The following is a 26,979-nucleotide window of genomic DNA, read 5'->3' on the forward strand; positions in this document are numbered from 1 at the left end:
TGTGTACTAAATAAGAAAAGGGCTGCGATTGCAGCCCTTTTGCTATTTTAAGCCTTTAGACCATACGTTTGTAAAAACGGGTCTTTTGAACAAGTTTGGGATTAATGTTCTTTTGTCAGTCCCATTAATGCTTGTTGCGTTTCTGTGATTTTTGTCTGTGCCGTTTGTGGTGTTAGGATCCCAATCTGCTTTTTTGCTTCTTCTTCAGTAATCCCTAGGTGACAGCACAGTAAATCGATAGCCATTTGAGTGTTAGTACCTTCAACCATGATTCTTCCCTTTTTGTACATGGACTAGCCAATAAATCATCTGAGGTCACTGTAAACGGATTGTTATATCGACACCATACGACTTAGGTCTAATAGACCGTGATTAACTCATCTACAATCTCGTAATCAAATGTTGCAATTTAATGCTTAACCTTGTTTTCTTAATCTAAGACTATATGTATAAGTAAGTATAAGTCTTCAAGGTTGGAATCTATTGCTGTCTGCCTTGTCTATAACAATAAGTTTTATAAAAACAGCTTTCATGCGGAGATAAGTAATGAAGCGAGTAATGTTGTTCCTTGCAACCAACCTTGCGGTTGTATTGGTACTAAGTGTTGTTCTTAATATTGTATATGCAGTCACAGGTATGCAACCAGGAAGCCTTTCAGGCTTGTTGTTAATGGCTGCGGTGTTTGGTTTTGGCGGCTCATTCATCTCATTAATGATGTCAAAGAAAATGGCGCTACGCTCAGTAGGCGGCATGGTCATTGAAAGCCCACGTAACGAAACAGAACATTGGTTGATGGAGACGGTAAGCCGTCAATCTCAACAAGTTGGTATTGGTATGCCAACAGTGGCGATCTACGACTCGCCAGACATCAACGCATTCGCGACGGGTGCTAAGCGTGACGATTCATTGGTCGCAGTATCAACAGGTCTGCTGCACAACATGACGCGTGATGAAGCTGAAGCAGTATTAGCGCATGAAGTGAGCCACATCGCGAACGGCGATATGGTGACCATGACGTTAATGCAAGGTGTAGTGAACACGTTCGTTATCTTCCTATCTCGTTTCATCGCCAACATTGTTGCGTCGAATGACAACGAAGAAGAGGGCGGCAGCAACATGATGGTGTACTTCGGTGTGTCTATGGTGTTGGAATTGGTATTTGGTTTCTTAGCAAGCTTCATTACGATGTGGTACAGCCGTCATCGTGAATTCCATGCCGATGCAGGTGCAGCGAACCTAGTGGGTAAAGAGAAGATGATTGCAGCGCTAGAGCGTCTAAAGGTGAGCCATGAGCCACAACTAGAAGGTTCTATGATGGCATTTGGTATCAATGGTAAGAAGTCTCTAACAGAGCTTCTAATGAGCCACCCACCGCTAGATAAGCGTATTGCGTCTTTACGTAACATGTAATTTCTAACACAAGCTGCTGTCGTTAAGTGGCAATATGTATTCTAAAGGCTTCCTTCGGGAGGCCTTTTTTGATCTTGGCATTTAAGGATGTTTGTCTAATGTGGCTTGCAGTATTTGAATGGGGGAGGTGAGTAGGACAAGTCAGGTTTGATTGACGACTGTTGTTTACTTAGGGACTACTGTTCGAGACATTTGTTCTACGCAACAAAAAGGCTTCCACATGGGAAGCCTTAGTCTATTCTGTGATTCGAACTTCGAATTTTACAGCTTGTCAGTTAGCTCGATTGCTTGACCGATGTAGTTCGCTGGCGTCATCTCTTTTAGACGTACTTTCTCGTCTGCAGGGATTTCAAGACCATCGATGAATGCACGCATGCCTTCGCCATCTACACGTTTACCACGAGTTAGCTCTTTTAGCTTCTCGTATGGCTTCTCGATGCCGTAACGACGCATTACTGTTTGTACTGGTTCAGCCAATACTTCCCAGTTTTTGTCTAGTTCAGCAAGTAGCGCAGCACGGTTAACTTCTAGCTTGCTAATACCTTTCAGAGTCGAAGTGTATGCAATGATTGCGTAGCCAACACCCACACCTAAGTTACGAAGAACTGTAGAGTCAGTAAGGTCACGCTGCCAGCGAGAAACTGGAAGTTTTTGTGCTAGGTGGCTAAATACTGCGTTCGCTAGACCAAGGTTGCCTTCAGAGTTTTCGAAGTCAATTGGGTTAACTTTATGCGGCATTGTAGAAGAACCGATTTCGCCAGCAATAGTCTTCTGCTTGAAGTGACCAAGAGCGATGTAGCCCCAAACGTCACGGTCGAAGTCAAGAAGGATAGTATTGAAACGAGCAACAGCATCAAATAACTCAGCGATGTAATCGTGAGGTTCGATTTGAGTTGTGTACGGGTTCCAAGTTACGCCAAGAGATTCAGTGATGAACTCTTCGCTGAACTGGTGCCATTCAACTTCTGGGTATGCAGAAAGGTGTGCGTTGTAGTTACCTACAGCACCGTTGATTTTCGCTAGGATCTCAACGTTTTCGATTTGCTTGTATTGACGTTCCATACGGTACGCAACGTTAGCCATCTCTTTACCCATAGTAGAAGGAGAAGCAGGCTGACCGTGTGTACGAGACAGTAATGGAATGTCACGGTACTCGTTCGCAAGCGCTTTGATAGCTTCAATTACGTTACGGATTTCTGGAAGAATCACGGTATCACGAGCTTCTTTAAGCATAAGCGCGTGAGAGGTGTTGTTGATGTCTTCAGAAGTACATGCAAAGTGAATAAATTCGTTTACAGCGTGAAGTTCAGGAACGCCAGCAACTTTCTCTTTCAAGAAGTACTCAACCGCTTTAACGTCGTGGTTAGTCGTGCGCTCGATCTCTTTGATACGTAGAGCATCTTCTTCACTGAAGTTAGCAGCTAGTTCATCAAGAAACTGGTTAGCTTCTGCACTGAACGCTGGTACTTCTTTGATTGCATCTGTAGCTGCAAGCTTTTGTAACCAACGAACTTCAACGATAGAGCGGTACTTTAGTAGGCCAAACTCACTAAAGATGCTGCGTAATGCAACAGTCTTGCTTCCGTAACGGCCGTCTACTGGTGAAACAGCAGTCAATGCTGACAGTTCCATGGTGTTCTCCTGAATTGAGTTTTCTAAATTTTGAGAGGTTTATACCAGTAACAATCTCAATTGTCACGCATATTGCGCAATCGTTTGCGCGAGAATTGTATTGGTACAAAAAACAAGCTCGCGACGAGGCGCGAGCTAATAAATTACATGCGAGCTAGCAGGATTTGAGCCTGCTCGATCATTTTCTTGCGACCGAAGATAAGGTGACGACGTTTGCCGCCAACCTGACGCCATAACACAGCGCTTCGAATTCCTGATAGCAGCAGAGCACGAACCTTATGCTGGCTCGATGTCTGTTGAAGTACTGCTGGCGTACCAGAAACCTGAATACGAGGGCCAATAGGGCTCACTACATCTAAGTAGATGCTCGCAAGGTTGCTGATCATTTGCTCGTCAAACAGATCGAAGTGCTCAGTTTGACGCTCTGCAGTTTGAATACGATCACCAAGCTGTGACATAGAGTCATTGCGAGCAGATAGTTTACGTTCAAGCGCCATCAAGCTGATGATGTAGCGAGTAATGTCGCTACCAGCAGGAGTACTGTCGATACCTTTTACTAAGCATTCAAGGCCTAGCTTTAGGTTCGCCTCACGGCCAAATACACCCACAGTGTTCGCTGGGTTAGTATTTAAAATGGCATTGAGTGAAGCTTCGAAGGCATCTTTATCACAACGGCCGTCTTTCGCTACTTGTTGAACCAAAGCCACAGCTTGGCAAATTCCAGCGAAAGCAATAGTACGGTCATAAAGTGTATTAGCCACGTAGTAACTCCTAGTTGTTTTCTATCGTTTGTTGTTCGTTCGATTAGATTAGATGCGTTTTTCGATGATACCACCACCAAGACAGACTTCATCTTGGTAGAACACAGCCGACTGGCCTGGCGTTACAGCGATTTGCGGCTCATCGAAGATAACCTTAATGTTATCATCGTCAATTGGGATGATTGTACAAGGAATATCGGTTTGACGGTAACGTGTTTTTACCGTGCATGTCATAACTTCAGTAATTGGTGTGCGATTAACCCAATGAAGCTGAGATGCGAACAAGCCTTCTGATTTAAGAAGCGGGTGGTCTTTACCTTGAACCGCGATCAGAACATTACGCTTAAGATCTTTTTCACCAACAAACCATGGTTCTTCGTTACCGCCGCCACCTTTAGTGCCGCCAATATGAAGACCTTTACGTTGACCCAAAGTGTGGTACATCAAGCCTTGGTGCTGACCAATAACTTGGCCTTCAGGTGTCTCGATGTTACCTGGTTGAGCCGGTAGATATTTGCCAAGGAACTCTGTGAACTTACGCTCACCAATAAAGCAGATACCTGTTGAGTCTTTTTTCTTCGCAGTGATCAAGTCTTGCTCTTCAGCAATACGGCGCACTTCAGGCTTCTCTAATTCACCCACAGGGAATAGGCTGCGTGCCACTTGATCTGAACTTAGCGTGTATAAGAAATAGCTTTGGTCTTTATTGCCGTCTAGGCCACGTAGCATTTCTGGTTTCACGCCAGCGTCTAGCTCTTCTTGAGTTGGGAAAGTACGACGAACGTAATGACCCATCGCAATGTAGTCTGCGTCTAATACTTCATCCGCAAACTCTAAGAATGCTTTGAATTTGATTTCTTTATTACAAAGGATATCTGGGTTCGGTGTACGACCGGCTTTGTACTCTTCAAGAAAGTACTCGAATACATTATCCCAGTACTCTGCGGCAAAGTTGATAGTGTGAAGGTGGATACCTAATTTGTCACATACCGCTTGAGCATCAGCAAGGTCTTCAGCTGCCGTGCAGTATTCTTCGTTATCATCTTCTTCCCAGTTTTTCATGAAAAGGCCTTCTACCTGATAGCCTTGTTGCTGAAGAAGATACGCCGATACTGACGAATCTACACCGCCGGACATACCGACAATTACTTTCTTTTCGCTGTTTCCAGAGCTGATATCTGACATGTCTAAACACCGTTACTATTACTTGGTCGCAGATTCTAACAGAAAGAGAAACACCGCGACAGATCCGAGACCGGAATCACAGTTTCATTTGCACAAATATTGCGCTGACTTCGTTAGAGAATCGCATGAACGCGAGGAGACTCGCTAGGATGTCAGATCTATATGTGGCATAGTCGCTCGAAATCCAAGACCTGAGATAAAAAATGTCTGAACAAAATGAGTTTATGCAAGAAGAACAGTTGATCGAGATTATCGAGAACCAACTTGAAGATGGCCAACCTGTAAAAGTGAAAGAGACGCTGATGCGTTTAATGATGACAGGTACTCCTCGTGAAGAGGCGATTACGGCTATGGCATGTGCACTGGCTATTGAAGTATTTGATGTAATGAAAAACGGCGCTGAGTTTAATCAAAAACGTTACGCCGAGCATTTGGGTATGCTACCTGACTTAAGCTTTATGGAAGGCGAATAAAAAAATAGCCTAGCAAACGTTTGCTATAGTTTGAAAGATTGCCGCGTTAAATATAGCGCGGTAGAATCCGCCACCTATTTCCCCTTGACTTAGACTAGCCTTATGAAATTCCCTGGACAACGTAAATCAAAGCACTATTTTCCGGTTCACGCTCGTGATCCTTTAGTAAGCCAAGCTCAAACTAGCAAAAGAATGTCACGTACTCATATTATCGGTATTGACCAAACTTTGGTGGATATTGAAGCGAAAGTGAGTTCTGAGCTAATCGAAAAATACGGGCTAAGTAAGGGACACTCACTGGTTATTGGTGATGAAGCTGCTGAATCCTTGTATCAAGAATTAAAAGAACAGTGCCTGATCACCAATGAATACGCTGGTGGCACTATTGGTAATACATTGCACAACTATTCAGTACTTGCGGATGACCGTTCAACGCTATTGGGTGTAATGAGCCAAGATATTAAAATTGGTAGTTACGGTTACCGCTATTTATGTAATACATCAAGCAGAATGGATCTGAACCATTTACAAGGGGTAGATGGCGCAATTGGTCGCTGCTTTGCATTAATTACAGAAGATGGTGAACGTACTTTCGCAATTAGCGAAGGACAAATGAACCAATTAAAACCAGAAAGCATCCCTGAGAAAATTTTCAAAAGTGCTTCTGCTTTAGTATTAACGGCGTATTTAGTTCGTTGTAAACCAGGTGACCCTATGCCTGAAGCAACAATGAAAGCGATCGAATACGCGAAGAAATACGATGTGCCTGTTGTTTTAACACTTGGTACTAAATTCGTTATTCAAGATGATCCAGAGTTTTGGAAAGATTTCCTTGAACAGCACGTAACCGTTGTTGCAATGAATGAAGACGAAGCAGAAGCCTTAACAGGTGAAAGCGATCCTCTTGCTGCTTCAGACAAAGCATTAGAGTGGGTAGACTTGGTTCTGTGTACAGCAGGCCCTGTTGGCTTATTCATGGCGGGTTATACTGAAGACGCGGTGAAGCGTGAAACTTCATTGCCGTTGTTACCAGGCTCGATTGCAGAATTTAACCGCTATGAGTTTAGCCGTCCTGCACATAAAGAGTTATGTGACAACCCAACGAAAATCTATTCGCATATCGCGCCTTACATGGGTGGTCCAGAAAAGATCAAGAATACCAATGGTGCAGGGGATGCGGCGCTGTCGGCTTTATTACATGATATGGCAGCAAATAAATATCATAAAGAAAATGTACCGAATTCTAGCAAGCACCAACATGCATTTTTAACGTATTCATCTTTCTCACAAGTTTGTAAATATTCAAACCGTGCAAGTTATGAAGTGTTGGTTCAGCACTCTCCTCGCTTGTCTCGCGGCCTTCCTGAAAGAGAAGACAGTCTAGAAGAAGCATACTGGGAAAGATAAGATATTTTTATCTTTTTCATTTATATTTCTAATAGTGAAATATAAAAAAGGCTCCGAAAGGAGCCTTTTTTGTTTCTGAATATATTGAAGCCGTAAATAATACTTTAGTCGACTTAATATTAATTCTATTGCTTAGTGTTTTATTGATTATTCACTTAGCAAACAGGATGCCTTAAAGAGCAAACTCTTCTAGAGATTTACCAGCATCTAGTTGTTCTTGGATAGCTGAAGGCGTACGGCCTTGACCTGTCCAAGTTTTCTCGTCGCCGTTTGCGTCTACGTATTTGTATTTCGCTGGGCGAGGAGCACGTTTAGCTTTAGTTGTTTTAGATTTTGCTTCACCAGAAAGTGCAGCAATAAGATCTGCAACATCAATTCCGTCTTTTGCAATTTGTTCAGCAATAGCAGAAAGCTTAGCTTCTTGTTCTGCTTTAGCAGCGCGTTCTTCAGCTTCAGACTCTTGACGCTCTTGTACAACAATAGTCAGCTTGTCTAGCGCTTCTTCAAGTTGCTCAAGAGTTAATTCACGTGAGAACGCACGAAGGCTGCGGATATTTAATAGTGTTTTTGTTAATTCAGACATGATATTTCCCATCAAGGTAAACTAAATAATCCTCCTAATAATAAACAGTGCCTAGGAATAAAACAAATAGTATTTCTTGTATTGGTTATTTAAATATAAAAGTGAGATGAATAGTTGAAAAAGAAACGACTCACTTTTGATGAATTTATAATAATTATTAAGATTATCTTAAAAATCGATATGTGACTGGTGGAGTAATTGCTATATGTAGACTATTTTTTTATTGATTAGTTCATTAACAAAAAGACATTTTTGTCGGAATGATATGTTGCATTGTTGCTCTTGATGGGTACAATTGCGGCTACCTGATGCGATGCTTTGGTTAATTTGTTGTTAAACTCTGGTTTGCACAGTTAATAATGTTATCGCACGTAGAGGCGCAATTATAAAAAGTAGTTTTCGTTGGGGTGATGCCAATGAACGGGAATGAAAGGTGTAATTGCCGAAGTAAATTGTATATCTAAACAATTTGCTGGGGTTGTGCTCAATAGGTACAACACTGCCATAGTCTTAATTTTAAACTATGGAGCGCTACTGTAGGGTTGGGTGAAGTGTTCACTTCCCTTTCGCTTAGTTCAACATGAGCTTGATAAACCGTATCAAGTTTGTCTGCAGTAGATCTCTAGCCAAATAAAAAACTGGTTTTTGAAGATCATGAATTTAATAGATTTTGCAACATCGCCTTTATCGCTGCTTCCTCCTTTGGTTGCATTGACTCTAGCTATTGTTACCCGCCGTGTATTGGTTTCCTTGGGTGTTGGTATCGTTATGGGTGCGATTCTACTTGCTGACTACTCAGTAGGTAACGCAGCTAGTTACGTGTTCACTAAAGCATCTGGTGTTTTCATCGAAGATGGTGGCATTAACACTTGGAACATGAGCATCATCGCATTCCTAATTATTCTCGGAATGACAACTGCATTACTCACACTATCTGGTGGTACTCGCGCATTCGCTGAGTGGGCACAGTCTCGTGTGAAGAGCAAACGTGGTTCAAAACTACTTGCTGCCTTCTTAGGCGTATTCATCTTTGTCGATGATTACTTCAACAGCTTAGCGGTAGGTGCTATATCTCGTCCTGTAACAGACCGCTTCTACGTATCTCGCGCTAAGCTAGCTTATATTCTAGATTCTACCGCTGCTCCAATGTGTGTGATTATGCCGGCTTCTAGTTGGGGTGCTTACATCATCACTATTATTGGTGGCATCTTAGTGACACACGGTGTGACTGAGTATTCTGCACTGGGTGCTTACGTTCGTCTTATCCCAATGAACTTCTACGCTGTGTTCGCACTATTAATGGTATTTGCCGTTGCATGGTTCGGTCTAGACGTTGGTAAGATGCGTGAACATGAGATTGAAGCCTCTCAAGGCCGTGGCTTTGAAGGCGACAACGATCAAAAGCAAGCGCACGATCTAAACGAAGAGCTAGACATTCAAGAGAGCGAAAACGGTTCTGTCTCTGATCTTGTTATGCCAATCGTATCGCTAATCGTAGCAACAGTTGCTGCCATGCTTTACACAGGCGGCCAAGCGCTGACTGCTGACGGTCAAGCATTTAACCTGCTTGGTGCGTTCGAAAATACAGATGTAGGCAAGTCTCTTGTTTACGGTGGTGTTTTAGGTCTGCTTGTTGCGCTAGCGACAGTGTTTAAGCAAAAGCTACCAATGTCTGATATCGCAAGAACAATGTGGATCGGTGCTAGCTCTATGTTTGGCGCTATCCTGATTCTTGTGTTCGCTTGGACTATCGGTTCTGTCATCGGTGACATGAAAACAGGTTCGTACCTATCATCTCTAGCAACGGGCAACATTGATTACCACTGGCTACCCGTTATTTTGTTCCTTCTTGCTGGCCTAATGGCGTTCTCGACAGGTACATCATGGGGTACGTTCGGTATCATGCTACCTATCGCGGGTGACATGGCTGCAGCCTCTGACATCGCGCTAATTCTGCCTATGTTAAGTGCGGTTCTTGCGGGTTCTGTATTTGGTGACCACTGTTCTCCAATCTCAGACACAACGATTCTGTCTTCTACCGGTGCTCGTTGTAACCACATTGACCACGTATCGACTCAGCTTCCTTATGCGCTGTCTGTGGCGTTCGTATCGTGTATCGGCTTCATCACTCTAGGTATGACATCATCAACTGGCATCGCGTTCGGCGCAGCGTCTCTAACGTTTGTGGCAGTATGTTTTGCATTGGCTTATTTCTCACGTTGTAAAATGTCGACGTGCAAAAGCTAATCATCACTTGATTGAATAATGAAAAGGGAGGCGTTTGCCTCCCTTTTTTTGTGCTCGTTAATTTAATTTTAAATTTCGTGAAAAAAGTTCGAATAAATGGTTGAAAAAGGGTGTCAGCTTAGTTAGTGTGGAGACAAGACAGCAAACAACCTAAGAGCCGATAAGTATGCGTAAATTAGTAATGAACATTCATCACCATCATCACCCTATCTAGTCTTTCGGGGAGATTTACGTATACCCGGGAGCAAGAATTCTCCCGGAGGTTAAGTCAAAGAATTTAGATTTAAACCCTCGGGACGACAAAGTCTTCCGAGGGTTTTTTAGTTTTAGCACTTTTAAATAATCAATAAATTCAAATATTTGCACAGGGATACAGCAATGCAGACACAACGCCTAAGAATCGCAATTCAAAAGAAAGGTCGCTTAAGTAAAGAGTGCCAAGATCTACTTAAAAAATGTGGTGTTAAATTTAACATCATGGGTGAGCAGTTAGTTGTTCATTCACTAAATATGCCAATCGACTTGTTACTGGTTCGTGATGATGACATCCCAGGTCTTATCATGGACGGTGTAGTTGACCTAGGTTTCATTGGCGAGAATGAACTAGAAGAAGTTCGCCTAGACCGTATCGCTCTAAACGAGCCATCGCAATTCAGCACTCTACGCCGCTTAGATTTCGGTGGTTGCCGCCTTTCTATCGCTATCAACAAAGATGAAGAATACAACGGCCCACAAGATCTTGCGGGTAAACGTATTGCGACAACCTACCCACAACTACTTAAAGCCTACATGGACGAGCAGGGTGTTGAATTCAGCACTTGTATGCTAACAGGTTCGGTTGAAGTTGCTCCTCGTGCAGGTCTAGCTGACGCTATCGCAGATTTGGTTTCTACAGGCGCTACGCTAGAAGCGAACGGCCTGAAAGAAACGGAAGTTATCTTCCAATCTAAAGCAACTCTGATTCAACGCACTGGCGAATTTGATGCAGACAAAATAGCATTGATTGAAAAACTACTGACTCGTATGCAGGGTGTTCAACAAGCGAAAGAGTCTAAGTACATCATGCTTCACGCGCCAACGTCTCAGCTAGAGCAAATCAAAGCGCTATTACCTGGAGCTGAAGATCCTACTGTTCTTCCTCTATCTACAGATAAAGACAAAGTTGCCGTTCACCTAGTAAGTACTGAGAACTTGTTCTGGGAAACTATGGAACAGCTGAAGGAGTTGGGTGCAAGCTCGATTCTAGTATTACCAATCGAAAAAATGATGGGGTAGTGACGATGAGAACCGTTGTTTGGCAATCTTTAAGTGAATCACAGCAAGACTCGGTACTAGAGCGTCCAGCTATTACTGAAGGTGCAAACATCACAGCGACTGTTTCTGATGTTATTGCAAAAGTACGAAATGAAGGCGATGCCGCACTTAAAAAGCTGACTGAAAAGTTCGATCGTGTGACTCCAGAATCCATTCGAGTCAGCTCGACTGAGATTGAAGAGGCATGTGCTCGTTTAACACCAGAAATGAAGCAAGCGTTAGAGCAAGCTTATAGCAATATTGCTAAGTTTCACGAAGCTCAGAAGCCGCAGCCAATTAAGGTTGAAACACAGCCAGGCGTTGTGTGTGAGCAAGTGACACGCGCTATTAATACTGTTGGCCTTTATATTCCGGGTGGCAGCGCGCCACTTCCGTCAACGGTTCTTATGTTAGGTGTACCCGCTCAAATCGCGGGTTGCCGCAAGGTAGTGCTTTGTTCACCTCCGCCAATCGCGGATGAAATCTTGTATGTCGCTAATCTTTGTAAAATCGATGAGGTTTACAATGTAGGTGGTGCTCAAGCTGTTGCGGCGATGGCTTACGGTACGGAGAGTGTCTCTAAAGTAGATAAAATTTTCGGTCCTGGTAATGCGTACGTAACGGAAGCTAAGCGCCAAGTGAGTAACGACTTCCGTGGTTCTGCGATTGATATGCCGGCAGGCCCATCGGAGGTGATGGTGATTGCAGACGAAACTGCGGATGCTGACTTCATTGCTGCTGATCTACTGAGCCAAGCTGAACATGGCCCAGATTCACAGGTTGTATTAGTAACACCATCGCCAGTTATTGCCGACCAAGTAACCGATGCGGTTCAGAAGCAACTGAAAGAACTGTCTCGTGCGAACATCGCTCAGCAAGCATTGGCTTCAAGCCTAATCATCATTGCTGAATCGATCACTCAAGCGATTGCGATTTCTAACTTCTACGGTCCAGAGCACTTGATTGTTCAGACCAAGAACCCACGTGAATTGCTGCCGTTGTTAGACAATGCCGGTTCAATCTTCCTTGGTGACTGGTCTCCAGAATCTGCAGGTGACTACGCATCAGGTACAAATCATGTTCTTCCTACTTACGGCTATACCAAAACCTATTCAAGTTTAGGTTTGGCTGATTTCTCTAAGCGTATGACGGTACAAGAGTTAACGGCTGATGGCTTGAAAGGCCTAGCGCCAACGGTAGTCACAATGGCGGAAGCCGAAGGTTTGGATGCGCACAAACGTGCTGTGACTATCCGAGTTGAAAAACTAAATCGATTTGAACAGTTAAATAAAGCGAAATAAGGGTAGGGCATGGAAAAGTTAGCAAGAAAACAAGTTCAGGCTCTTACACCTTATTTGTCTGCAAGACGCATTGGTGGCAGCGGAGATGTGTGGCTAAACGCTAACGAGTCTCCGTTTGATAACGAGTACAACCTAAACTTGTCTCGTCTAAACCGTTACAGCGAATGCCAGCCGAAAGAGTTGATTGATGCTTACGCGCAATATGCAGGCGTGAAATCAGAGCAAACGCTGACTACTCGTGGCGCTGACGAAGGTATCGAACTTTTGATTCGAGCTTTCTGCGAGCCGAACGAAGATTCGATTCTGTACTGCCCTCCGACTTACGGTATGTATGCTATCAGTGCCGAGACGATTGGTGTTGAGCGCAAGGTTGTGCCTTTAACGGCTGAATGGCAATTGAATCTTCCTGCTATTGAAGCTCAACTAGATAACGTGAAAGTAGTGTTTGTTTGTAGCCCAAACAACCCAACGGGTAACTTGGTTGATCGCAAAGACATCGTCAAACTGCTTGAAATGACGCAAGACAAAGCGATTGTGGTGATGGATGAAGCGTATATCGATTTCTGTCCAGAAGCGTCAACGGTCGACTTGCTTGAGCAATACCCGAACCTTGCGATTCTGCGCACCTTGTCGAAAGCTTTTGCTCTGGCGGGTTTACGTTGTGGCTTTACGCTAGCAAACAAAGCGCTTATCGATGTACTGTTGAAAGTGATTGCGCCTTACCCGGTTCCAATTCCAGTTGCTGACATTGCCGTTCAAGCGCTTTCTGAACAAGGGCTTGCGCGAGCGAAGTTCCAAGTTCTGGATTTAAGTGCTAACCGAGCGTATTTGCAAGCAGGTTTGTTGGGTATGCCTCAAGTGACGGTATTTGATGGTTGGGGTAACTACTTGCTGGTTAAATTCCCGAACGGCGATGAGTTGTTCAAAGCGGCATGGGACACTGGCATCATCTTGCGTAATTCGCCAATTGAAGACTGTGTTCGTATTAGTATTGGTAACCGCGAAGAGTGCGAAAAGACACTTGGATTCATTCGTAACTTTTTTCAGTAACGAAAGGCTTACCATTAATAACATTTGTCAGTCTGAGTTGATTAAAAACAGACTGGCAAATGAAACCAATATTTTGGGTTAGCGTTTGATTTTAGCTAGGCCAGCAGATTTAAAATTAAAAGGAAGTTCAAGTGAGTAAACAACAGAAAATACTTTTTATAGACCGTGATGGCACCTTAATTGTTGAGCCGCCAGTCGACTTTCAAGTAGACCGTTTAGACAAACTAAAATTCGAACCGCTAGTGATCCCTAGCCTACTGGCATTGCAAGATGCGGGTTACCGTTTAGTGATGGTGACTAACCAAGATGGTCTAGGCACAGATAGCTACCCACAAGAAGAGTTCGATGCTCCACACAATATGATGATGGAGTTCTTTGAGTCTCAAGGCGTTAAGTTTGACGATGTGCTTATTTGCCCTCACTTTGACGAAGACAACTGCTCTTGCCGTAAGCCTAAACTGGGTATGGTTAAAGAATACCTACAAGGCGGCAAAGTCGACTTCCAACACTCTGTTGTCATTGGCGATCGAATGACGGATCTTCAACTTGCTGAGAACATGGCAATTCGTGGTATCCAATACGGCCCGGATGCAGAAACGGAAGGCACACTCAACTGGCCACAGATCGTTAAAGATTTAACGGTTAATGCCCGTGTTGCTGAAGTGGTTCGTACGACCAAAGAAACCGATATTAAGGTAGCCGTAAACCTTGATGAAACCGGTGGCAACAAGATCGATACTGGCATGGGTTTCTTCGATCACATGCTTGATCAAATCGCGACACACGGCGGTTTCCAAATGAACCTGACTGTGCAGGGCGACCTACACATTGATGATCACCACACAATCGAAGACACCGCTCTCGCTTTAGGCCAAGCACTTAAAGATGCATTAGGCGATAAACGTGGTATCGGCCGTTTCGGTTTCAGCCTGCCTATGGATGAGTGCTTAGCTCAGTGTGCTCTAGACCTATCTGGTCGTCCGTACCTAAAATTTGATGCTAAGTTTAGCCGCGAGCAAGTGGGTGACCTTTCTACGGAGATGGTGGTTCACTTCTTCCGTTCTTTAACCGATACATTGGCTTGTACATTGCATCTTTCTTCAGCTGGTAATAATGATCACCACATTATTGAGAGCCTGTTTAAAGCGTTTGGTCGTACTCTTCGCCAAGCAATCAAAGTTGAAGGTAATGAATTACCAAGCAGCAAAGGCGTTCTGTAAGGCTAACGTTAGCAAGGAAAAACAATGAAAGATCAAAAAGTTGTTATTATTGATACTGGTTGTGCCAACGTTTCCTCAGTGAAGTTTGCGATTGAACGTCTGGGCTACGCAGTTGAAATTTCGAAAGAACCAAAAGTTGTTCTAGCTGCGGACAAGCTGTTCCTACCCGGTGTAGGTACAGCAAGTGAGGCAATGAAAAACTTGCAAGAGCGTGACCTTGTTAGTCTTGTGAAACAAGTAGAGAAACCTTTGCTGGGTATCTGTTTAGGTATGCAGCTGTTAGGCAAACTGTCTCAAGAGAAAGGCCAAAAAGCTGACGAGTTAGTTGAATGCTTAGGATTGTGTGATGGCGAAGTTCGTTTACTTGAAACGGGTGATTTGCCATTACCACACATGGGTTGGAACACAGTAACCGCGACACCTAACCACCCTCTATTCAAAGATATTGAAGAGGGCGAGTACTTCTACTTTGTACATAGCTTCGCAATGCCAGTGGGTGACTACACAATCGCACAATGTGATTACGGTAATCCGTTCACTGCGGCAGTGCAAAGTGGCAATTATTATGGTGTTCAATTCCACCCAGAGCGATCTTCGAAAGCTGGCTCTAAGCTGATTCAGAACTTCTTGGAATTGTAATAAGGATTAGGCAGCGGCTACCGTTACCAGATAAGGAATGTAAATGATTATTCCCGCGTTAGATTTAATTGAAGGCCAAGTTGTTCGCTTATTTCAAGGGGACTACGGGCAAGTAACAGAATACAAAGTCGATCCAGCAGAGCAGTTCAATCTGTATCACCAAGCTGGCGCAGGTTGGCTTCACCTTGTTGACTTAACGGGTGCAAAAGACACAACCGCTCGTCAACTTGACCTCATCGCCAAGCTACTTTCTAGTACGCCTGCCAATATCCAAATTGGTGGTGGTGTCCGTAACGAGCAAGATGTGGTCGACCTACTTGAAGCTGGCGCACAGCGCGTTGTGGTTGGTTCTACAGCAGTTAAGCAACCTGAGTTGGTTAAAGGTTGGATGGAGAAGTACGGCGCGGAAAAAATCGTGCTGGCTCTGGACATCAACATTGACGAAAGCGGCACACGTAAAGTGGCGATTTCAGGTTGGCAAGAAGATTCAGGCGTGACCATTGAAGCGCTAATTGAAGATTACCTCACGGTTGGCCTTAAACACGTTCTGTGTACTGATATTTCACGTGATGGCACGCTAGAAGGGTCAAACGTAGAGCTCTATGTTGATCTTTGTAAGCAGTACCCACAAGTGCAATTCCAATCATCAGGTGGCATTGGCAGTCTAGCTGATATCGAAGCACTGAAAGGCAGCGGCGTTGCGGGTGTGATTGTTGGTCGCGCACTGCTTGATGGCAAGTTCACAGCAGAGGAGGCATTTGCATGTTGGCAAAGCGAATAATCCCCTGTTTGGATGTCCGTGATGGGCAAGTGGTTAAGGGCGTTCAATTCCGCAACCACGAAATTATTGGTGACATCGTACCGCTAGCACAACGCTACGCAGAAGAGGGCGCTGATGAATTAGTATTTTACGATATTACCGCATCAAGTGATGGCCGTGTGGTCGATAAAAGCTGGGTAAAACGCGTAGCAGAAGTGATTGATATTCCTTTCTGTGTGGCTGGTGGTATTAAGTCCGCGGAAGATGCAGCGCGTATTCTTGAGTTTGGTGCAGATAAAGTATCCATCAACTCGCCTGCATTGGCTAACCCACAGCTGATCACTGACCTAGCTGATAAGTTTGGTGTGCAGTGTATCGTTGTCGGTATCGATTCATACTTCGATAAAGAGACGGGTAAATATCAGGTTTACCAATTCACAGGCGATGAAGCGCGTACCAAAGCAACCAAGTGGGAAACCAAAGATTGGGTGCAGGAAGTACAGAAACGTGGTGCAGGTGAGATTGTGTTAAACATGATGAACCAAGATGGCGTTCGCAACGGCTATGATATCGACCAGTTAAACATGGTACGTTCAGTGTGTAATGTACCCCTGATTGCATCAGGTGGCGCTGGTGCGATGGAGCACTTTGCTGAAGCCTATAAAAAAACCAACGTGGACGGAGCACTTGCGGCTTCGGTATTCCACAAGCAAGTCATCAATATTGGTGAACTTAAACAGTATTTGAAACAACAAGATGTAGAGGTGCGACTATGAGTTTTGAACCCGTAAGCTTATCAAAAACAGAAGTAGGCGCATTGTCAGAGCGTATTGATTGGGAAAAAGTAGATGGCTTAGTGCCGGCTATTGTTCAAGATTACCAATCGAGCCAAGTGCTGATGATGGGATACATGAACCCAGCAGCGCTCGAGAAAACAGGTGAAACTGGCCAAGTGACGTTTTTCTCTCGCACTAAAGAGCGCCTTTGGACCAAAGGTGAAACGTCGGGTAACGTATTACAACTGCAAAACATGTCATTGGATTGTGACAACGATACCTTGCTGGTTAAGGTTAATCCCATTGGCCCAACGTGCCACACAGGTACAACAACGTGTTGGGATGGCGACAAGCAAGAAGAAACACAGATGGTGTGGCTTCATCAGCTTGAGCAGCTACTGGCTGCCCGCAAGGACGCAGACCCTGAGTCTTCTTATACTGCCAGTTTATATGCCCGTGGCACCAAGCGTATTTCGCAAAAAGTGGGCGAAGAAGGCGTTGAAGTCGCGCTTGCGGCGACGTCGGGCGATAAGGCGGAATTAGTGTGTGAATCAGCAGACTTGATTTATCACTTGATGGTTCTTTTACAAGACCAAGGCTTATCGATGAACGATGTGGTGAACAAATTAAAAGAGCGCCATAAGTAAGCTCTCTTTAGATTTTAAAAACCACGTAAAAGACAGATAAAAGCCCCGTAAACAACCATTTTTACGGGGCTTTTTAGCTTTTTAGCTTTTTAATTTTCAAGATTTCAAGATTTCAAGATTTCAAGATTTCAAGATTTCAAGATTTCTAAGTCCTACGCCACTTTTCTAACCTCTGACTTTGCGTCATTCCGAGGAGCCTAGGCGAGATCAGGAATCTCTTTCAGCATTTTAGTATTTTAAACGCAGCTCTTACCCGCAGCACTTCTTATATTTCTTTCCGCTACCACAGATACATGGGTCATTGCGGCCGATTTTAAAACTTTCAACCGTTTGGTTTAGACGCGGGTCAATCTCTGGCTCTGATCGTTCTTCTTGCTCAGGGAAGGTGCCATCAATGTAATACCAAAGACAGTCTTCACGAACAAAGCGCGAACGTTCTTGCATACAGAACTGCTCAGCCTCATCGTTGAAGTAAGCTTTAAACTCAACAAAGCCTTCGTTCTCATGTGAACCTGTGGCTGTACCGATGACTTCTAAACCCGCCCAATCACTATCTATGGATTCAGCAATACCTTCTCTCTGCGCTTCTGCATTACAAGTCGGGTGGTAAGTAGCAACCACATAATCAACTAAACCAAGTACATGTGCAGAATAACGTGAGCGCATTAATTGCTCGGGTGTTTCAACTGCACTGTGGTTAAGGTGTGCTGATTCGCAACATTGTTGGTAAGTATTTTTGCTACCGCATGGGCATAAAGGCATAGTCAGATCCTGTAAAAATGGCCTCTATTAAGAGGCCATATATGAATGCGTTGGAGTTTACCAAGAAACGATCGCTCACCAAAGCTTAGTTTCTATTGAAGCAGCAATGTGAAGTGAACTATTTCAACGAAGGTGATAACAGCTCTTGAGCCCAAGTAGTCGCTTCATCGTAAGCTTGACCAAGTTCCGCTTCACTTAGCTTGAGAAGTTTACGGATGCGCGTTGCTTCGTCCCATCGAGCTTGCTCATAAGCGATAACCATCGCCAAAATTGCACCCAGCACACCTTTTCGTTGAATCAGAGCTTGCTTGATCTCTTCATCGATTGGTACTGAGTCCAAGACTTGCTGTAACGGTTGGTCAAAGAGTGAATCAAGTAGAGAGAACATACCGGTCAAAAAGGCTTGTCCGGGTTCTACCTTTACATTCATTTTTTCTACTAAGAGTTCACACTCACGTGCTCGTAACACGGCTAAACCATAGAGTGAATCCGGCTTATCTTCTTTCGCTGAGGCAATCGCTACCAGTGAAACGAACTTACGCAGCTTTTGCTCGCCAAGGAAAATAAGTGCTTGGCGGAATGAACGAATGGTCGTTGCTGAGCCGCCTGCGGAGTTCACGTAGGCAAGTAACTTGTAAGACAGCGTGACATCTAGCGTAATTAAACGTTCTACTTCGCCAAAGTCGATAGGGTCGTGCGCAATCTCTTTTAACAGCTGAACAATCGTCAAAAACGCAGGGTTGAGAGCGCGAGTTTGAATCATTTCCGGCTTGCTGAAGAAATAACCTTGGAAGTAGGTGAAGCCTGCTCTATTTGCTTCTTGATATTCATCGTAAGTCTCGACTTTTTCTGCGAGGAACTTAATATCCAACCCTTTGAGAGAGTTCATGAACATCGAAGCTTTCGCGATTGAGATCAAACGGATATCAAACTTGATAATTGAAACGTACGGTAAAAAGCGCTTCCATGCTTTGCTTGGTACAAAGTCGTCTAACGCGATAGTGTAACCCGCGTCATAGATAGCTTTTATTGCTTCAAGTAGTTCGTCTGTTGGTTCGCAGTCTTCAAGAACCTCAACAACGAGGCTTTCTTTGGGGAACAGAGTCGGGACTAAGTTGATTAGGCTTGCATAAGGGAAGTTCACGAACCCCAATTTATCACCCAACGTATTATAGTGAGTTGATAAAAAGTGATCGGAAAGCAAACGGCTAGTAGCGAGCTCCGGCTCTACTTCAGGGAAAGTGTTCTTAGGACCATCCCTGAATAGCAACTCGTAACCTATGGTTTTCTTGTCTGTATCGAGTATTGGTTGACGCGCTACGTATGAATATTTCAACTTGGTACTGTGTTCGGTTTATTTCTGGTAGAGAGATAATAGCTAATTCAGTAGAAATTACCATACACTTTCTATGAAAGTCTGACCGATAATAATAATCAAAGTGAAAGTTTAAGAGTGATGTTAAAAGCGGTTGCTAAACTCTCGATTCTGTAGTTCAAAACTTTGCGGAGTGAACACCAGCACTGAACCTTGCGTATACCAATCACCCAATACGATACGAGTTTTAGTGCAATCATTGACGTTAAAGGTGTGGATGTCAGGGCGATGAGTATGGCCGTGGATCATAAGATCGACGCTGTTTCGTTCCATCACATCTTCCACTTCCTGTTGTGTCACATCCATGATGTCGAGGGATTTGGTCTGCTTGTCATCTTTGATGTCAGATTGAACCTTCGAGACAATTTTCTTCTTGATGAAAAATGGAATTCTGTTGAAGACCCATTGCAGCCAGGGTTGATGCACTTTTTCACGGAAGGCGAGGTATTTTACATCTTCGGTACACAGGGTATCACCATGCAACACCACCGCTTTTTGTCCGTAGATATCGATTGTTGATACTTCATCTAGAAGTTGCACGCCCGTTTGCTTGGCAAATTTTTTACCAACTAAAAAGTCGCGGTTACCTTGTGTGAAGTAGCAAGGTACGCCCGTTTTCACTAAGTCGATAAACGCTTGGCGGATAGAAGTCGCGAACTCACTCTTATCGTCGTCACCAATCCAGAATTCGAAAAGGTCGCCTAACACGTAAAGTGCATCAGCTTCTACGGCTTCTTTCTTCATAAAGGTTAAGAAGCAGTCAGTGATATCTTGTCGTGACGGAGTAAGGTGCAGGTCTGATATAAAATATGTTTTCATAGGTCTAAAAAAAGGGAGCGATTCGCTCCCTATATCCTGATTTTATCGGGTCATCAATTATTAATACTAATCGAAAGCGATGAATTAAGCTTCGATTGTAGTACCAGTGATGATCACTTCTTCTAGAGGTACATCTTGGTGCATACCCATAGAACCAGTGCTAACACCTTTGATCTTGTTTACGATGTCCATGCCTTCAACAACTTCTGCGAATACACAGTAGCCCCAACCGTCTAGGCTTTCGCTACGGAAGTTTAGGAAAGAGTTGTCGTTAACGTTGATGAAGAACTGAGAGCTCGCTGAATGCGGTTCCATAGTACGAGCCATTGCTAGCGTACCAACTTTGTTCGCTAGGCCGTTGTTTGCTTCGTTCTTGATAGTTGCACGAGTTGTTTTTTCTTTAAGGCCAGAAGTCATGCCGCCGCCTTGAACCATGAAACCATCGATAACACGGTGGAATAGCGTGTTGTCGTAAAAACCGTCACGGCAATACTGTAGGAAGTTTGCGCTTGTTTCTGGTGCTTTTTCTTCGTTAAGTTGAACTTTGATGTCACCAAAATTTGTGTGAAGGATGATCATGATTGTTACCTTACTGTCTTTTTAATATGAAGTTCGAATTCTAGCGCATGTTGGCGGACTTTCAAATCACCAAATCATTAACTTAACTTGGTTGTTTGAGGTAATTACTGCTTTGGGGGATTACCTAATAACGCATGAATTGATATACTTGACCTCTTATTTTGATTAATACACAAATATAGATAGAGATCATGCTGAAAATTTATAACACACTCACAAGACAGAAAGAGGAATTCAAACCAATTACAGCTGGCAAAGTCGGCATGTATGTCTGTGGGGTAACCATATACGATCTCTGTCACATTGGTCATGGCCGCACGTTTGTTTCTTTCGATGTAGTAACTCGTTACCTTCGTTACCTTGGTTACGATTTGAACTTCGTTCGTAACATCACTGATATCGATGATAAAATCATCAAGCGCGCTAATGAAAACGGTGAGTCTTGTGATTCTCTGACTGAGCGCCTGATCGGGGAAATGCACGCGGACTTCGATGCATTGAACATGAAGCGCCCTGATGTTGAGCCTCGTGCGACTGAATTCATCACTGAAATCGTTGAGCTTGTTGAAAAGTTAATTGAGCGTGGTTTTGCTTATGTTGCAAGCAACGGCGACGTGATGTTCGAAGTTAAGAAATTTGACGAATACGGTAAGCTTTCAAAGCAAGACCTTGATCAGCTTCAAGCGGGTGCTCGTGTTGATGTTGATTCTGCAAAACGTAGTCCGTTAGATTTCGTTCTTTGGAAGATGTCTAAGCCAGGTGAACCTACGTGGGAATCACCATGGGGTCCAGGTCGTCCGGGTTGGCACATCGAGTGTTCAGCGATGAACTCTTCTATTCTTGGCAATCACTTCGATATCCACGGTGGCGGTTCAGATCTACAGTTCCCGCATCACGAGAACGAAATCGCACAATCTTGCTGCGCACACGGCACACAGTATGTGAATACTTGGATGCACAGTGGCATGGTGATGGTAGACAGAGAAAAAATGTCTAAGTCACTGGGTAACTTCTTCACTATCCGTGACGTGCTTCAGCATTACGATGCAGAAACAGTACGTTACTTCCTAATGTCTGGTCACTACCGCAGCCAACTGAACTACAGCGAAGATAACCTAAACCAAGCTCGTGCATCACTTGAGCGTCTCTACACATCACTTCGTGGCCTAGACGTTACAGCAGCTCCGGCTGGTGGTGAAGAGTACGTGACTCGTTTCTCTACAGCGATGAACGATGATTTCAACACTCCAGAAGCTTATTCAGTACTGTTTGAAATGGCTCGTGAAATCAACCGCATCAAAACTGAAAGTGTCGAAAAGGCAAGTGCACTAGGTGCATTGATGCGTGAACTAGCAGACATCATCGGTATTCTTCATCAAGATCCAGAGGCTTTCTTGCAAGGTGATGCGGCAGGCAACGATGACGAAGTGGCTGAAATCGAAGCGTTGATTAAGCTACGTAACGACTCTCGTGCTTCGAAAGATTGGGCGAATGCCGACCTTGCACGTGATAAGCTAAACGAGTTGGGCATTGTTCTGGAAGACGGCCCAGAAGGTACGACTTGGCGTCGTAAGTAAATCTTATAAAAAGGGCTGATTTTCAGCCCTTTTTTCTAGCAAAAATTCTTTAATTTCACCTTTGCTTTTATCTTCAACTTTTAAATAACAGGAATATTTCTGTGGCTCAGATGTATTTTTATTACTCGGCAATGAATGCGGGTAAATCGACAACGCTTCTTCAATCTTCATTTAACTACCAAGAGCGTGGCATGACGCCAGTGATCTTTACTGCAGCGCTAGATGATCGCTATGGTATCGGTAAAGTTAGCTCGCGAATTGGTCTTCAATCTGAAGCTCAACTGTTTAAAAACGACACCAATATGTTTGACGCAATCCAAAAACTCAATGAAGAAGAAAAGCGTCATTGCGTTTTGATTGATGAGTGTCAGTTCTTGTCGAAAGAGCAGGTGTACCAGTTAACAGAAGTGGTCGATAAACTGCATATCCCTGTACTTTGCTACGGTTTACGTACTGATTTTTTAGGTGAACTGTTTGAAGGTAGCCGTTACTTATTATCTTGGGCAGATAAACTGGTTGAGCTTAAAACCATTTGTCACTGTGGCCGTAAAGCTAATATGGTAATCCGTACCGACGAGCACGGTGTGGCGATTGCTGAAGGTGACCAAGTGGCTATTGGCGGGAATGATCAGTATGTTTCAGCTTGCCGTTTGCACTACAAAGAAGCGTTAGGTAAATAAGCCGATCTCAGAGTTCAGCTTGCTAAAACGAAAAACGGTGACCAAGTGTCACCGTTTTTGTTTATTGAGCCTGTGTTTTTGCTTTATTCCAAGTCGCGCCTTTGCTTTATTCGAAGTGGAGCTTTTGATTTATTCGAAGCCAAGCTGCTTCAAGGCTTGATAGGCATGATCAACGTCATCGGGGATTGGCATCTCAATTTGAAAGCCTTGGGCTGGGTAGAATTTGATTCGTTCATAATCAGCAATCAATGCGCCCAAAACCATGTCTAACGGCAACTCTTCATTAAAGTAATCATCCCAATTTTGCCATTGCGAAGTCACGGTAATTTCTACACTCTCTTCAGGCCATTGTTTACTAAACGTGGCGTAGGTGCGTTTCTCCATAAAGGGCTTCTGTACTAAGGTTAGTTTTTTCGGTGACAACCCTTGCTCAGTCAGCAGCTCGTGGGTGAATCGTACATTTTCCCCAGTATTGGTTGCGTGTTTCTCTATGATAATTGCAGAACCTGGTACACCACAATCTTGTGCGATAGAAGCGAAAGTTTCTGCTTCTGAACGCTCAAAGCTTCCTTCTGTAAAACGTCCCACACCACCAGAAAAAACGATGTATGGAGCAATTTTTTGATGATATAACTCGGCAGCGTATTCAGCGACACGAGTATCATTACTGCACAGCACAAAGATGCAATCTGAAGGCGTAACCTTGTGGCCCATAGACATGAAGTTCCAAAGGATGTCGATCGAACGATGTAGCTTAATCCTTGAGTTATTTGTTACAGATTGCTTAGCTATGGATTGATTAGTCATAAAGAGCGTCCAGCGTGGATTCAAATTTAAACGAGTAACCCAAGTCGAGAATCTTTTTCGAAGAGATCAGCTTGTCTGGTGTATCGACCACGAGGGGCAGCGGCTCACTGCTGTTGGCGCTTTTCAGTGCAGCGGCATAAAATTCCGCCTTACTCACCGTGTTCGGGGTCGTAACATTAACCACTTCGTTATGCAGTTGGTTGATAGCGAAGTTGACCGCGCCAATCGCGTCGTCAAGATGAAGCATGTTGGCAGGAGCTTGAGTGCTGACCTGTTTCAATTTACTTGCAAACCTAGATGGGTGGCGGCTAGGGCCGATTAACCCACTGAAGCGAAGGATGGTGTAGTCGATACCGGAATCAATGATGCACTGTTCTGCTTGTAGCATCACGCGTGCATTGTCCGAAAATGAGTTGGCTTGTTCATCGCTCGACGTAGAAATCGCTAATGAGGCATCTTGCTCGTATAAGATCCCTGGCTTGGTCGGGTAGACCGTAGTCGAGCTAACCATGATCAGCTTTTTGACATTGGCTTTCTGACAAGCATTGGTTAGCTGTTGCCAGTATTCAGCATATTCTTGTCCCGCACCTTTTCTAAAGCCGGGAGGGAAGCTACCAATGACGATCTCTGCATTATTTTCGAGTAACAGTGAATAGAGTTGGCCGATAGTATGCTCAGGCTCCGATGAGTCAAAGCTGAAAACTTCACATGGGATACGTTTGTTACCAATGGTGTCTGCACCCGCTCGGGTCGTTTTTGTGACCACCACTTGGTTACCATGTTTTTCTAGATGTTTAGATAAAGGTGCACCGACCCATCCTGCACCAACAATAAATATAGAAGCCATGTGTTCCTCACAACTGCAAATGACGAATTTACAATAAGCCTAACAAACCTTTGCCCAAAAATGAAAAAACTCCACGGCCGAGGCGAGTGGAGTTTTTACTGGAACAATGGAGATTTAGTTTAGTACGCGAAGTAGTTTGTCTGCGCGCTCTGCCATCTGTATACCTTCATCTGTTAGGTAACCGCCGTCTGGCTGAGTACAAAGGTTCTTTTCGAATAGGCGCTTAACAGCGTCTTGAGTTTCTTGAGCTGCCTCTTGATGAACTTTAATTCCAGTAGCGGCACTACTTACATCAAATTGAAGAAGGAGGTTTAAATCAGCAATGTTTTCAGCGTTGTACTTCATAATTAACCTATATATTCATAACGTTCTCTACCTTCACCTTAGTGCGCATTCACGGCTCAGGCAATAGCAAATAAAGAGAATTGATAAGTGATACCAAATTGATTGATTAATCATCGAGTGATGAGTTTATTTTGGTTATATTGGGTGATTTGCATCCACTTAAATCATCAGTGATGTTTATTGCTAAGCGGTTGTAATATATTGTGACTAGAAATAATTTGCATTGAGCGAATATTGTATAAAAAGGATATGCATAAGTGAGAGCGAACAAAGTAGCATTAATGATCAGTATGCTATTTGCTATCGCAGGGTGTCAGAGTACACCTTCAGAGCAGACAGACGCGAACCAAACCACAAACAACAATAACCAATCTACAATCGAGGTCCGTTCATTTCAGTCTGTCCAAAGCGTTTACTCCGAATGGGAGGCTAAGCTCGCAGACCACGCTCAGTTGTCTCTCTATGCTCCAGAGAATTACAATGAACTATTAGACGCTTGGGACGACGCTGAAAGCATTTATGCGGATTTACTGAAAGACGAAACTCGGCTCACCAAGAGTTATTCAATTTTTTCGAGCCTGACTTACGCTGAAGCTTTTGATGAAAAAATTGCGTTGATCAAATCAAACTATGACTCGATATTAGTGCTAAAGAAGAAGGCTGACCGAGTACTAGCGGATTCGATTGTGCAAATGGATTACCTCAAGTTCCTTGGCGCAGATACCATGTTTACCTCGAGCTACAAACGCTTGTATTCAGAATACAGCGAGTTGTTTGAATATGTGCTGGTCGATGAGCTTGAAGACGCTCAAGAAGCACAGGTGGAGTTTCTTAATAATGCTCGCTTATTGGAAGTTAAAGTGGCACATAAGAAATACATCGAACCATTGAAGGACGAGTTAGAGTTCTTGGAAGATGAAGATTTTGATGACGTTGCTCCACTGACGTTTGCTAAAGCAGCATCTCAAATTGCTTTGGCAGAAAGCCAAGTCAAAGCCAGTCCTCGTGAAAAGTCGATCATTGAAGATGCGGTCCACGCTGCGGAGTTTGAGTTGAACCACGTGCGCAGTGTCGCTCATGAAGTCAAAGTGCTAGCGAGCGTAAAAGGCGACAAATTCGAACAGTCGGTTTTGAATGCAGAGAATCAGTTGTTGAGCATTTCACAAGTAGTTAATGATGAAGATTACCGAGATGTTGGGTTGCGTCAGCAATCTCAGAAAATTGTATCGAGTGTGAAAGCGTTAAAAAGCTTAGATATGACAGCGTCATTAAAGTCAGAAATTGAAACTTTGACTGAACAACTCGCTAAGCTAGAGAGTGATAATCAGAAGCAGGCGCAACAATTGTCTGAGGCGACTAAGCATAGCAATCTTCTAGATGAGCAGATTACCAAGAGTGATGCGCATATTAAGAGTTTAGAAGAGCTAGTGGACAGTTTGAGAAATCTAGGTGGTAAAGTTGCCAATGAAAGTGATTCTGATGTAATCCCTTTGAGTACTGGATCGAATCTAGAGGGCTCTGCTCTAGAACAATCATCAGAAGAAGTGATTGAACCTTCGGTTTAGCATCACTAATTTCTTTATTTGTGATTCAGTTAAAAGCGCCTAAGGGCGCTTTTTTACGTTCTGTTGATCTATATCAAAATCTAGAGGCAACAGCGATCTGTGAGTCATTATAGTGTACGTTATTCCTTTGCTTTCTTTCGTAACTTATTGATATTTATAAGTGTGCCATTTTTTAAGTTGATAACCTTTCATTCAGCATAGTTTTCTTTTTACTACTAAAGTTGTATGAATTTTGAATA

27 protein-coding genes, 1 riboswitch and 1 other annotated feature are annotated in these 26,979 nt (G+C 43.7%); of the genes, 15 read left to right on the forward strand and 12 right to left on the reverse strand.

Annotated features, from left to right (window positions below; genetic code table 11):
* Positions 1 to 101 precede the first annotated feature (101 nt).
* Positions 102 to 269 carry a hypothetical protein gene (locus AC3CH4_RS05255; protein WP_017078977.1) on the reverse strand — a complete coding sequence of 56 codons (168 nt, stop codon included), beginning with the start codon at positions 267 to 269 and terminating at the stop codon, positions 102 to 104.
* Positions 270 to 546: 277 nt separating this feature from the next.
* Between AC3CH4_RS05255 and htpX the strand changes: the two genes are divergently transcribed.
* Positions 547 to 1,410 carry a protease HtpX gene (htpX, locus tag AC3CH4_RS05260; RefSeq protein WP_010439977.1) on the forward strand — a complete coding sequence of 288 codons (864 nt, stop codon included), beginning with the start codon at positions 547 to 549 and terminating at the stop codon, positions 1,408 to 1,410.
* A 261-nt stretch (positions 1,411 to 1,671) separates the two neighbouring features.
* Here the strand turns inward: htpX and purB are convergent, their stop codons facing one another.
* The 3 genes from purB to mnmA form a co-directional block, all read right to left on the reverse strand.
* A complete protein-coding gene (purB, locus tag AC3CH4_RS05265) occupies positions 1,672 to 3,042 on the reverse strand; it encodes an adenylosuccinate lyase (RefSeq protein WP_114633225.1) in 1,371 nt (456 codons plus the stop codon).
* A gap of 143 nt (positions 3,043 to 3,185) precedes the next feature.
* A complete protein-coding gene (hflD, locus tag AC3CH4_RS05270) occupies positions 3,186 to 3,803 on the reverse strand; it encodes a high frequency lysogenization protein HflD (RefSeq protein ID WP_004734565.1) in 618 nt (205 codons plus the stop codon).
* 48 nt (positions 3,804 to 3,851) lie between these two features.
* Entirely contained in the window at positions 3,852 to 4,988 is a 1,137-nt protein-coding gene (gene mnmA / locus AC3CH4_RS05275) for a tRNA 2-thiouridine(34) synthase MnmA (RefSeq protein ID WP_102517596.1), read from the reverse strand.
* 203 nt (positions 4,989 to 5,191) lie between these two features.
* Here mnmA and AC3CH4_RS05280 point away from each other — a divergent pair, with 203 nt between their 5' ends.
* Together AC3CH4_RS05280 and AC3CH4_RS05285 are read left to right on the forward strand one after the other, a co-directional pair.
* Entirely contained in the window at positions 5,192 to 5,461 is a 270-nt protein-coding gene (locus AC3CH4_RS05280; protein ID WP_488518667.1) for a hypothetical protein, read from the forward strand.
* A gap of 102 nt (positions 5,462 to 5,563) precedes the next feature.
* Positions 5,564 to 6,868 carry an inosine/guanosine kinase gene (locus tag AC3CH4_RS05285; RefSeq protein ID WP_004734568.1) on the forward strand — a complete coding sequence of 435 codons (1,305 nt, stop codon included), beginning with the start codon at positions 5,564 to 5,566 and terminating at the stop codon, positions 6,866 to 6,868.
* Between the two features lie 172 nt (positions 6,869 to 7,040).
* Here the strand turns inward: AC3CH4_RS05285 and AC3CH4_RS05290 are convergent, their stop codons facing one another.
* The gene (locus AC3CH4_RS05290; RefSeq protein WP_004734569.1) at positions 7,041 to 7,451 is read right to left on the reverse strand and encodes an H-NS family histone-like protein; all 411 of its coding nucleotides are present in this window, start codon (positions 7,449 to 7,451) and stop codon (positions 7,041 to 7,043) included.
* 364 nt (positions 7,452 to 7,815) lie between these two features.
* A riboswitch (Lysine riboswitch) is annotated at positions 7,816 to 7,993 on the forward strand.
* Between the two features lie 112 nt (positions 7,994 to 8,105).
* On the opposite strand from AC3CH4_RS05290, the gene AC3CH4_RS05295 reads away from it, so the two are divergent.
* The 9 genes from AC3CH4_RS05295 (at position 8,106) to hisIE (ending at position 17,384) form a co-directional block, all read left to right on the forward strand.
* On the forward strand, positions 8,106 to 9,698 hold the full coding sequence (locus AC3CH4_RS05295; protein WP_102557357.1) for a Na+/H+ antiporter NhaC family protein: 1,593 nt from the start codon (positions 8,106 to 8,108) through the stop codon (positions 9,696 to 9,698).
* Between the two features lie 189 nt (positions 9,699 to 9,887).
* Positions 9,888 to 10,023 (forward strand) — a sequence feature (His leader region).
* 53 nt (positions 10,024 to 10,076) lie between these two features.
* Positions 10,077 to 10,973, forward strand: coding sequence for an ATP phosphoribosyltransferase (gene hisG, locus AC3CH4_RS05300; RefSeq protein ID WP_029224816.1), 897 nt, complete (start codon positions 10,077 to 10,079; stop codon positions 10,971 to 10,973).
* The gene (hisD, locus tag AC3CH4_RS05305) at positions 10,973 to 12,292 is read left to right on the forward strand and encodes a histidinol dehydrogenase (RefSeq protein ID WP_102271102.1); all 1,320 of its coding nucleotides are present in this window, start codon (positions 10,973 to 10,975) and stop codon (positions 12,290 to 12,292) included. The genes hisG and hisD overlap by 1 nt, the downstream gene beginning before the upstream one ends.
* 9 nt (positions 12,293 to 12,301) lie before the next feature.
* Complete coding sequence (hisC, locus tag AC3CH4_RS05310) at positions 12,302 to 13,342, forward strand: histidinol-phosphate transaminase (RefSeq protein ID WP_102494321.1); 1,041 nt, start codon at positions 12,302 to 12,304, stop codon at positions 13,340 to 13,342.
* Between the two features lie 131 nt (positions 13,343 to 13,473).
* A complete protein-coding gene (hisB, locus tag AC3CH4_RS05315) occupies positions 13,474 to 14,562 on the forward strand; it encodes a bifunctional histidinol-phosphatase/imidazoleglycerol-phosphate dehydratase HisB (RefSeq protein WP_488524506.1) in 1,089 nt (362 codons plus the stop codon).
* 24 nt (positions 14,563 to 14,586) lie between these two features.
* Complete coding sequence (gene hisH / locus AC3CH4_RS05320) at positions 14,587 to 15,201, forward strand: imidazole glycerol phosphate synthase subunit HisH (protein WP_004734575.1); 615 nt, start codon at positions 14,587 to 14,589, stop codon at positions 15,199 to 15,201.
* Positions 15,202 to 15,244: 43 nt separating this feature from the next.
* A complete protein-coding gene (gene hisA / locus AC3CH4_RS05325; protein ID WP_488524505.1) occupies positions 15,245 to 15,982 on the forward strand; it encodes a 1-(5-phosphoribosyl)-5-[(5-phosphoribosylamino)methylideneamino]imidazole-4-carboxamide isomerase in 738 nt (245 codons plus the stop codon).
* Entirely contained in the window at positions 15,964 to 16,737 is a 774-nt protein-coding gene (gene hisF / locus AC3CH4_RS05330; RefSeq protein WP_004734577.1) for an imidazole glycerol phosphate synthase subunit HisF, read from the forward strand. The genes hisA and hisF overlap by 19 nt, the downstream gene beginning before the upstream one ends.
* Positions 16,734 to 17,384, forward strand: a complete 651-nt coding sequence (gene hisIE / locus AC3CH4_RS05335) for a bifunctional phosphoribosyl-AMP cyclohydrolase/phosphoribosyl-ATP diphosphatase HisIE (protein WP_004734578.1) — start codon at positions 16,734 to 16,736, stop codon at positions 17,382 to 17,384. Before hisF ends, hisIE begins: the two co-directional genes overlap by 4 nt.
* A 249-nt stretch (positions 17,385 to 17,633) precedes the next feature.
* Here hisIE and AC3CH4_RS05340 read toward each other — a convergent pair whose 3' ends face one another.
* The 4 genes from AC3CH4_RS05340 to AC3CH4_RS05355 form a co-directional block, all read right to left on the reverse strand.
* A complete protein-coding gene (locus tag AC3CH4_RS05340) occupies positions 17,634 to 18,146 on the reverse strand; it encodes a YchJ family protein (protein ID WP_372244309.1) in 513 nt (170 codons plus the stop codon).
* Positions 18,147 to 18,264: 118 nt separating this feature from the next.
* On the reverse strand, positions 18,265 to 19,482 hold the full coding sequence (locus AC3CH4_RS05345) for an EAL and HDOD domain-containing protein (protein WP_017093549.1): 1,218 nt from the start codon (positions 19,480 to 19,482) through the stop codon (positions 18,265 to 18,267).
* A 123-nt stretch (positions 19,483 to 19,605) separates the two neighbouring features.
* Entirely contained in the window at positions 19,606 to 20,340 is a 735-nt protein-coding gene (lpxH, locus tag AC3CH4_RS05350) for a UDP-2,3-diacylglucosamine diphosphatase (protein ID WP_017078987.1), read from the reverse strand.
* An 84-nt stretch (positions 20,341 to 20,424) separates the two neighbouring features.
* A complete protein-coding gene (locus AC3CH4_RS05355; RefSeq protein ID WP_004734582.1) occupies positions 20,425 to 20,919 on the reverse strand; it encodes a peptidylprolyl isomerase in 495 nt (164 codons plus the stop codon).
* A 191-nt stretch (positions 20,920 to 21,110) separates the two neighbouring features.
* Between AC3CH4_RS05355 and cysS the strand changes: the two genes are divergently transcribed.
* Positions 21,111 to 22,496, forward strand: coding sequence for a cysteine--tRNA ligase (cysS, locus tag AC3CH4_RS05360; RefSeq protein ID WP_004734583.1), 1,386 nt, complete (start codon positions 21,111 to 21,113; stop codon positions 22,494 to 22,496).
* A 101-nt stretch (positions 22,497 to 22,597) separates the two neighbouring features.
* On the forward strand, positions 22,598 to 23,176 hold the full coding sequence (locus tag AC3CH4_RS05365) for a thymidine kinase (protein WP_004734584.1): 579 nt from the start codon (positions 22,598 to 22,600) through the stop codon (positions 23,174 to 23,176).
* Positions 23,177 to 23,305: 129 nt separating this feature from the next.
* Here AC3CH4_RS05365 and AC3CH4_RS05370 read toward each other — a convergent pair whose 3' ends face one another.
* From AC3CH4_RS05370 to AC3CH4_RS05380, 3 genes are all read right to left on the reverse strand, one after another.
* Complete coding sequence (locus AC3CH4_RS05370; RefSeq protein ID WP_171307779.1) at positions 23,306 to 23,983, reverse strand: YdcF family protein; 678 nt, start codon at positions 23,981 to 23,983, stop codon at positions 23,306 to 23,308.
* Entirely contained in the window at positions 23,976 to 24,830 is an 855-nt protein-coding gene (locus AC3CH4_RS05375; RefSeq protein ID WP_171307778.1) for an NAD(P)H-binding protein, read from the reverse strand. Before AC3CH4_RS05375 ends, AC3CH4_RS05370 begins: the two co-directional genes overlap by 8 nt.
* 114 nt (positions 24,831 to 24,944) lie before the next feature.
* The gene (locus tag AC3CH4_RS05380; protein WP_004734587.1) at positions 24,945 to 25,175 is read right to left on the reverse strand and encodes a TIGR02647 family protein; all 231 of its coding nucleotides are present in this window, start codon (positions 25,173 to 25,175) and stop codon (positions 24,945 to 24,947) included.
* Positions 25,176 to 25,432: 257 nt separating this feature from the next.
* Between AC3CH4_RS05380 and AC3CH4_RS05385 the strand changes: the two genes are divergently transcribed.
* The gene (locus AC3CH4_RS05385) at positions 25,433 to 26,740 is read left to right on the forward strand and encodes an ATPase (RefSeq protein WP_114633233.1); all 1,308 of its coding nucleotides are present in this window, start codon (positions 25,433 to 25,435) and stop codon (positions 26,738 to 26,740) included.
* The last annotated feature ends 239 nt before the right edge of the window (positions 26,741 to 26,979 follow it).

The organism is Vibrio sp. QJM3NY_26 (assembly GCF_057786005.1).

Bases quoted from the DNA above. Each gene is read 5' to 3' on its own strand.
- hisF (WP_004734577.1), top strand. From the start codon at position 15,964: ATGTTGGCAAAGCGAATAATCCCCTGTTTGGATGTCCGTGATGGGCAA.
- AC3CH4_RS05255 (WP_017078977.1), bottom strand. From the start codon at position 269: ATGGTTGAAGGTACTAACACTCAAATGGCTATCGATTTACTGTGCTGT.
- hisA (WP_488524505.1), top strand. From the start codon at position 15,245: ATGATTATTCCCGCGTTAGATTTAATTGAAGGCCAAGTTGTTCGCTTA.
- hisC (WP_102494321.1), top strand. From the start codon at position 12,302: ATGGAAAAGTTAGCAAGAAAACAAGTTCAGGCTCTTACACCTTATTTG.
- htpX (WP_010439977.1), top strand. From the start codon at position 547: ATGAAGCGAGTAATGTTGTTCCTTGCAACCAACCTTGCGGTTGTATTG.
- AC3CH4_RS05295 (WP_102557357.1), top strand. From the start codon at position 8,106: ATGAATTTAATAGATTTTGCAACATCGCCTTTATCGCTGCTTCCTCCT.
- hisG (WP_029224816.1), top strand. From the start codon at position 10,077: ATGCAGACACAACGCCTAAGAATCGCAATTCAAAAGAAAGGTCGCTTA.
- AC3CH4_RS05290 (WP_004734569.1), bottom strand. From the start codon at position 7,451: ATGTCTGAATTAACAAAAACACTATTAAATATCCGCAGCCTTCGTGCG.
- AC3CH4_RS05375 (WP_171307778.1), bottom strand. From the start codon at position 24,830: ATGGCTTCTATATTTATTGTTGGTGCAGGATGGGTCGGTGCACCTTTA.
- AC3CH4_RS05355 (WP_004734582.1), bottom strand. From the start codon at position 20,919: ATGATCATCCTTCACACAAATTTTGGTGACATCAAAGTTCAACTTAAC.
- cysS (WP_004734583.1), top strand. From the start codon at position 21,111: ATGCTGAAAATTTATAACACACTCACAAGACAGAAAGAGGAATTCAAA.
- AC3CH4_RS05285 (WP_004734568.1), top strand. From the start codon at position 5,564: ATGAAATTCCCTGGACAACGTAAATCAAAGCACTATTTTCCGGTTCAC.
- AC3CH4_RS05380 (WP_004734587.1), bottom strand. From the start codon at position 25,175: ATGAAGTACAACGCTGAAAACATTGCTGATTTAAACCTCCTTCTTCAA.
- AC3CH4_RS05370 (WP_171307779.1), bottom strand. From the start codon at position 23,983: ATGACTAATCAATCCATAGCTAAGCAATCTGTAACAAATAACTCAAGG.
- hisIE (WP_004734578.1), top strand. From the start codon at position 16,734: ATGAGTTTTGAACCCGTAAGCTTATCAAAAACAGAAGTAGGCGCATTG.
- AC3CH4_RS05340 (WP_372244309.1), bottom strand. From the start codon at position 18,146: ATGCCTTTATGCCCATGCGGTAGCAAAAATACTTACCAACAATGTTGC.
- mnmA (WP_102517596.1), bottom strand. From the start codon at position 4,988: ATGTCAGATATCAGCTCTGGAAACAGCGAAAAGAAAGTAATTGTCGGT.
- AC3CH4_RS05280 (WP_488518667.1), top strand. From the start codon at position 5,192: ATGTCTGAACAAAATGAGTTTATGCAAGAAGAACAGTTGATCGAGATT.
- hisH (WP_004734575.1), top strand. From the start codon at position 14,587: ATGAAAGATCAAAAAGTTGTTATTATTGATACTGGTTGTGCCAACGTT.
- lpxH (WP_017078987.1), bottom strand. From the start codon at position 20,340: ATGAAAACATATTTTATATCAGACCTGCACCTTACTCCGTCACGACAA.
- purB (WP_114633225.1), bottom strand. From the start codon at position 3,042: ATGGAACTGTCAGCATTGACTGCTGTTTCACCAGTAGACGGCCGTTAC.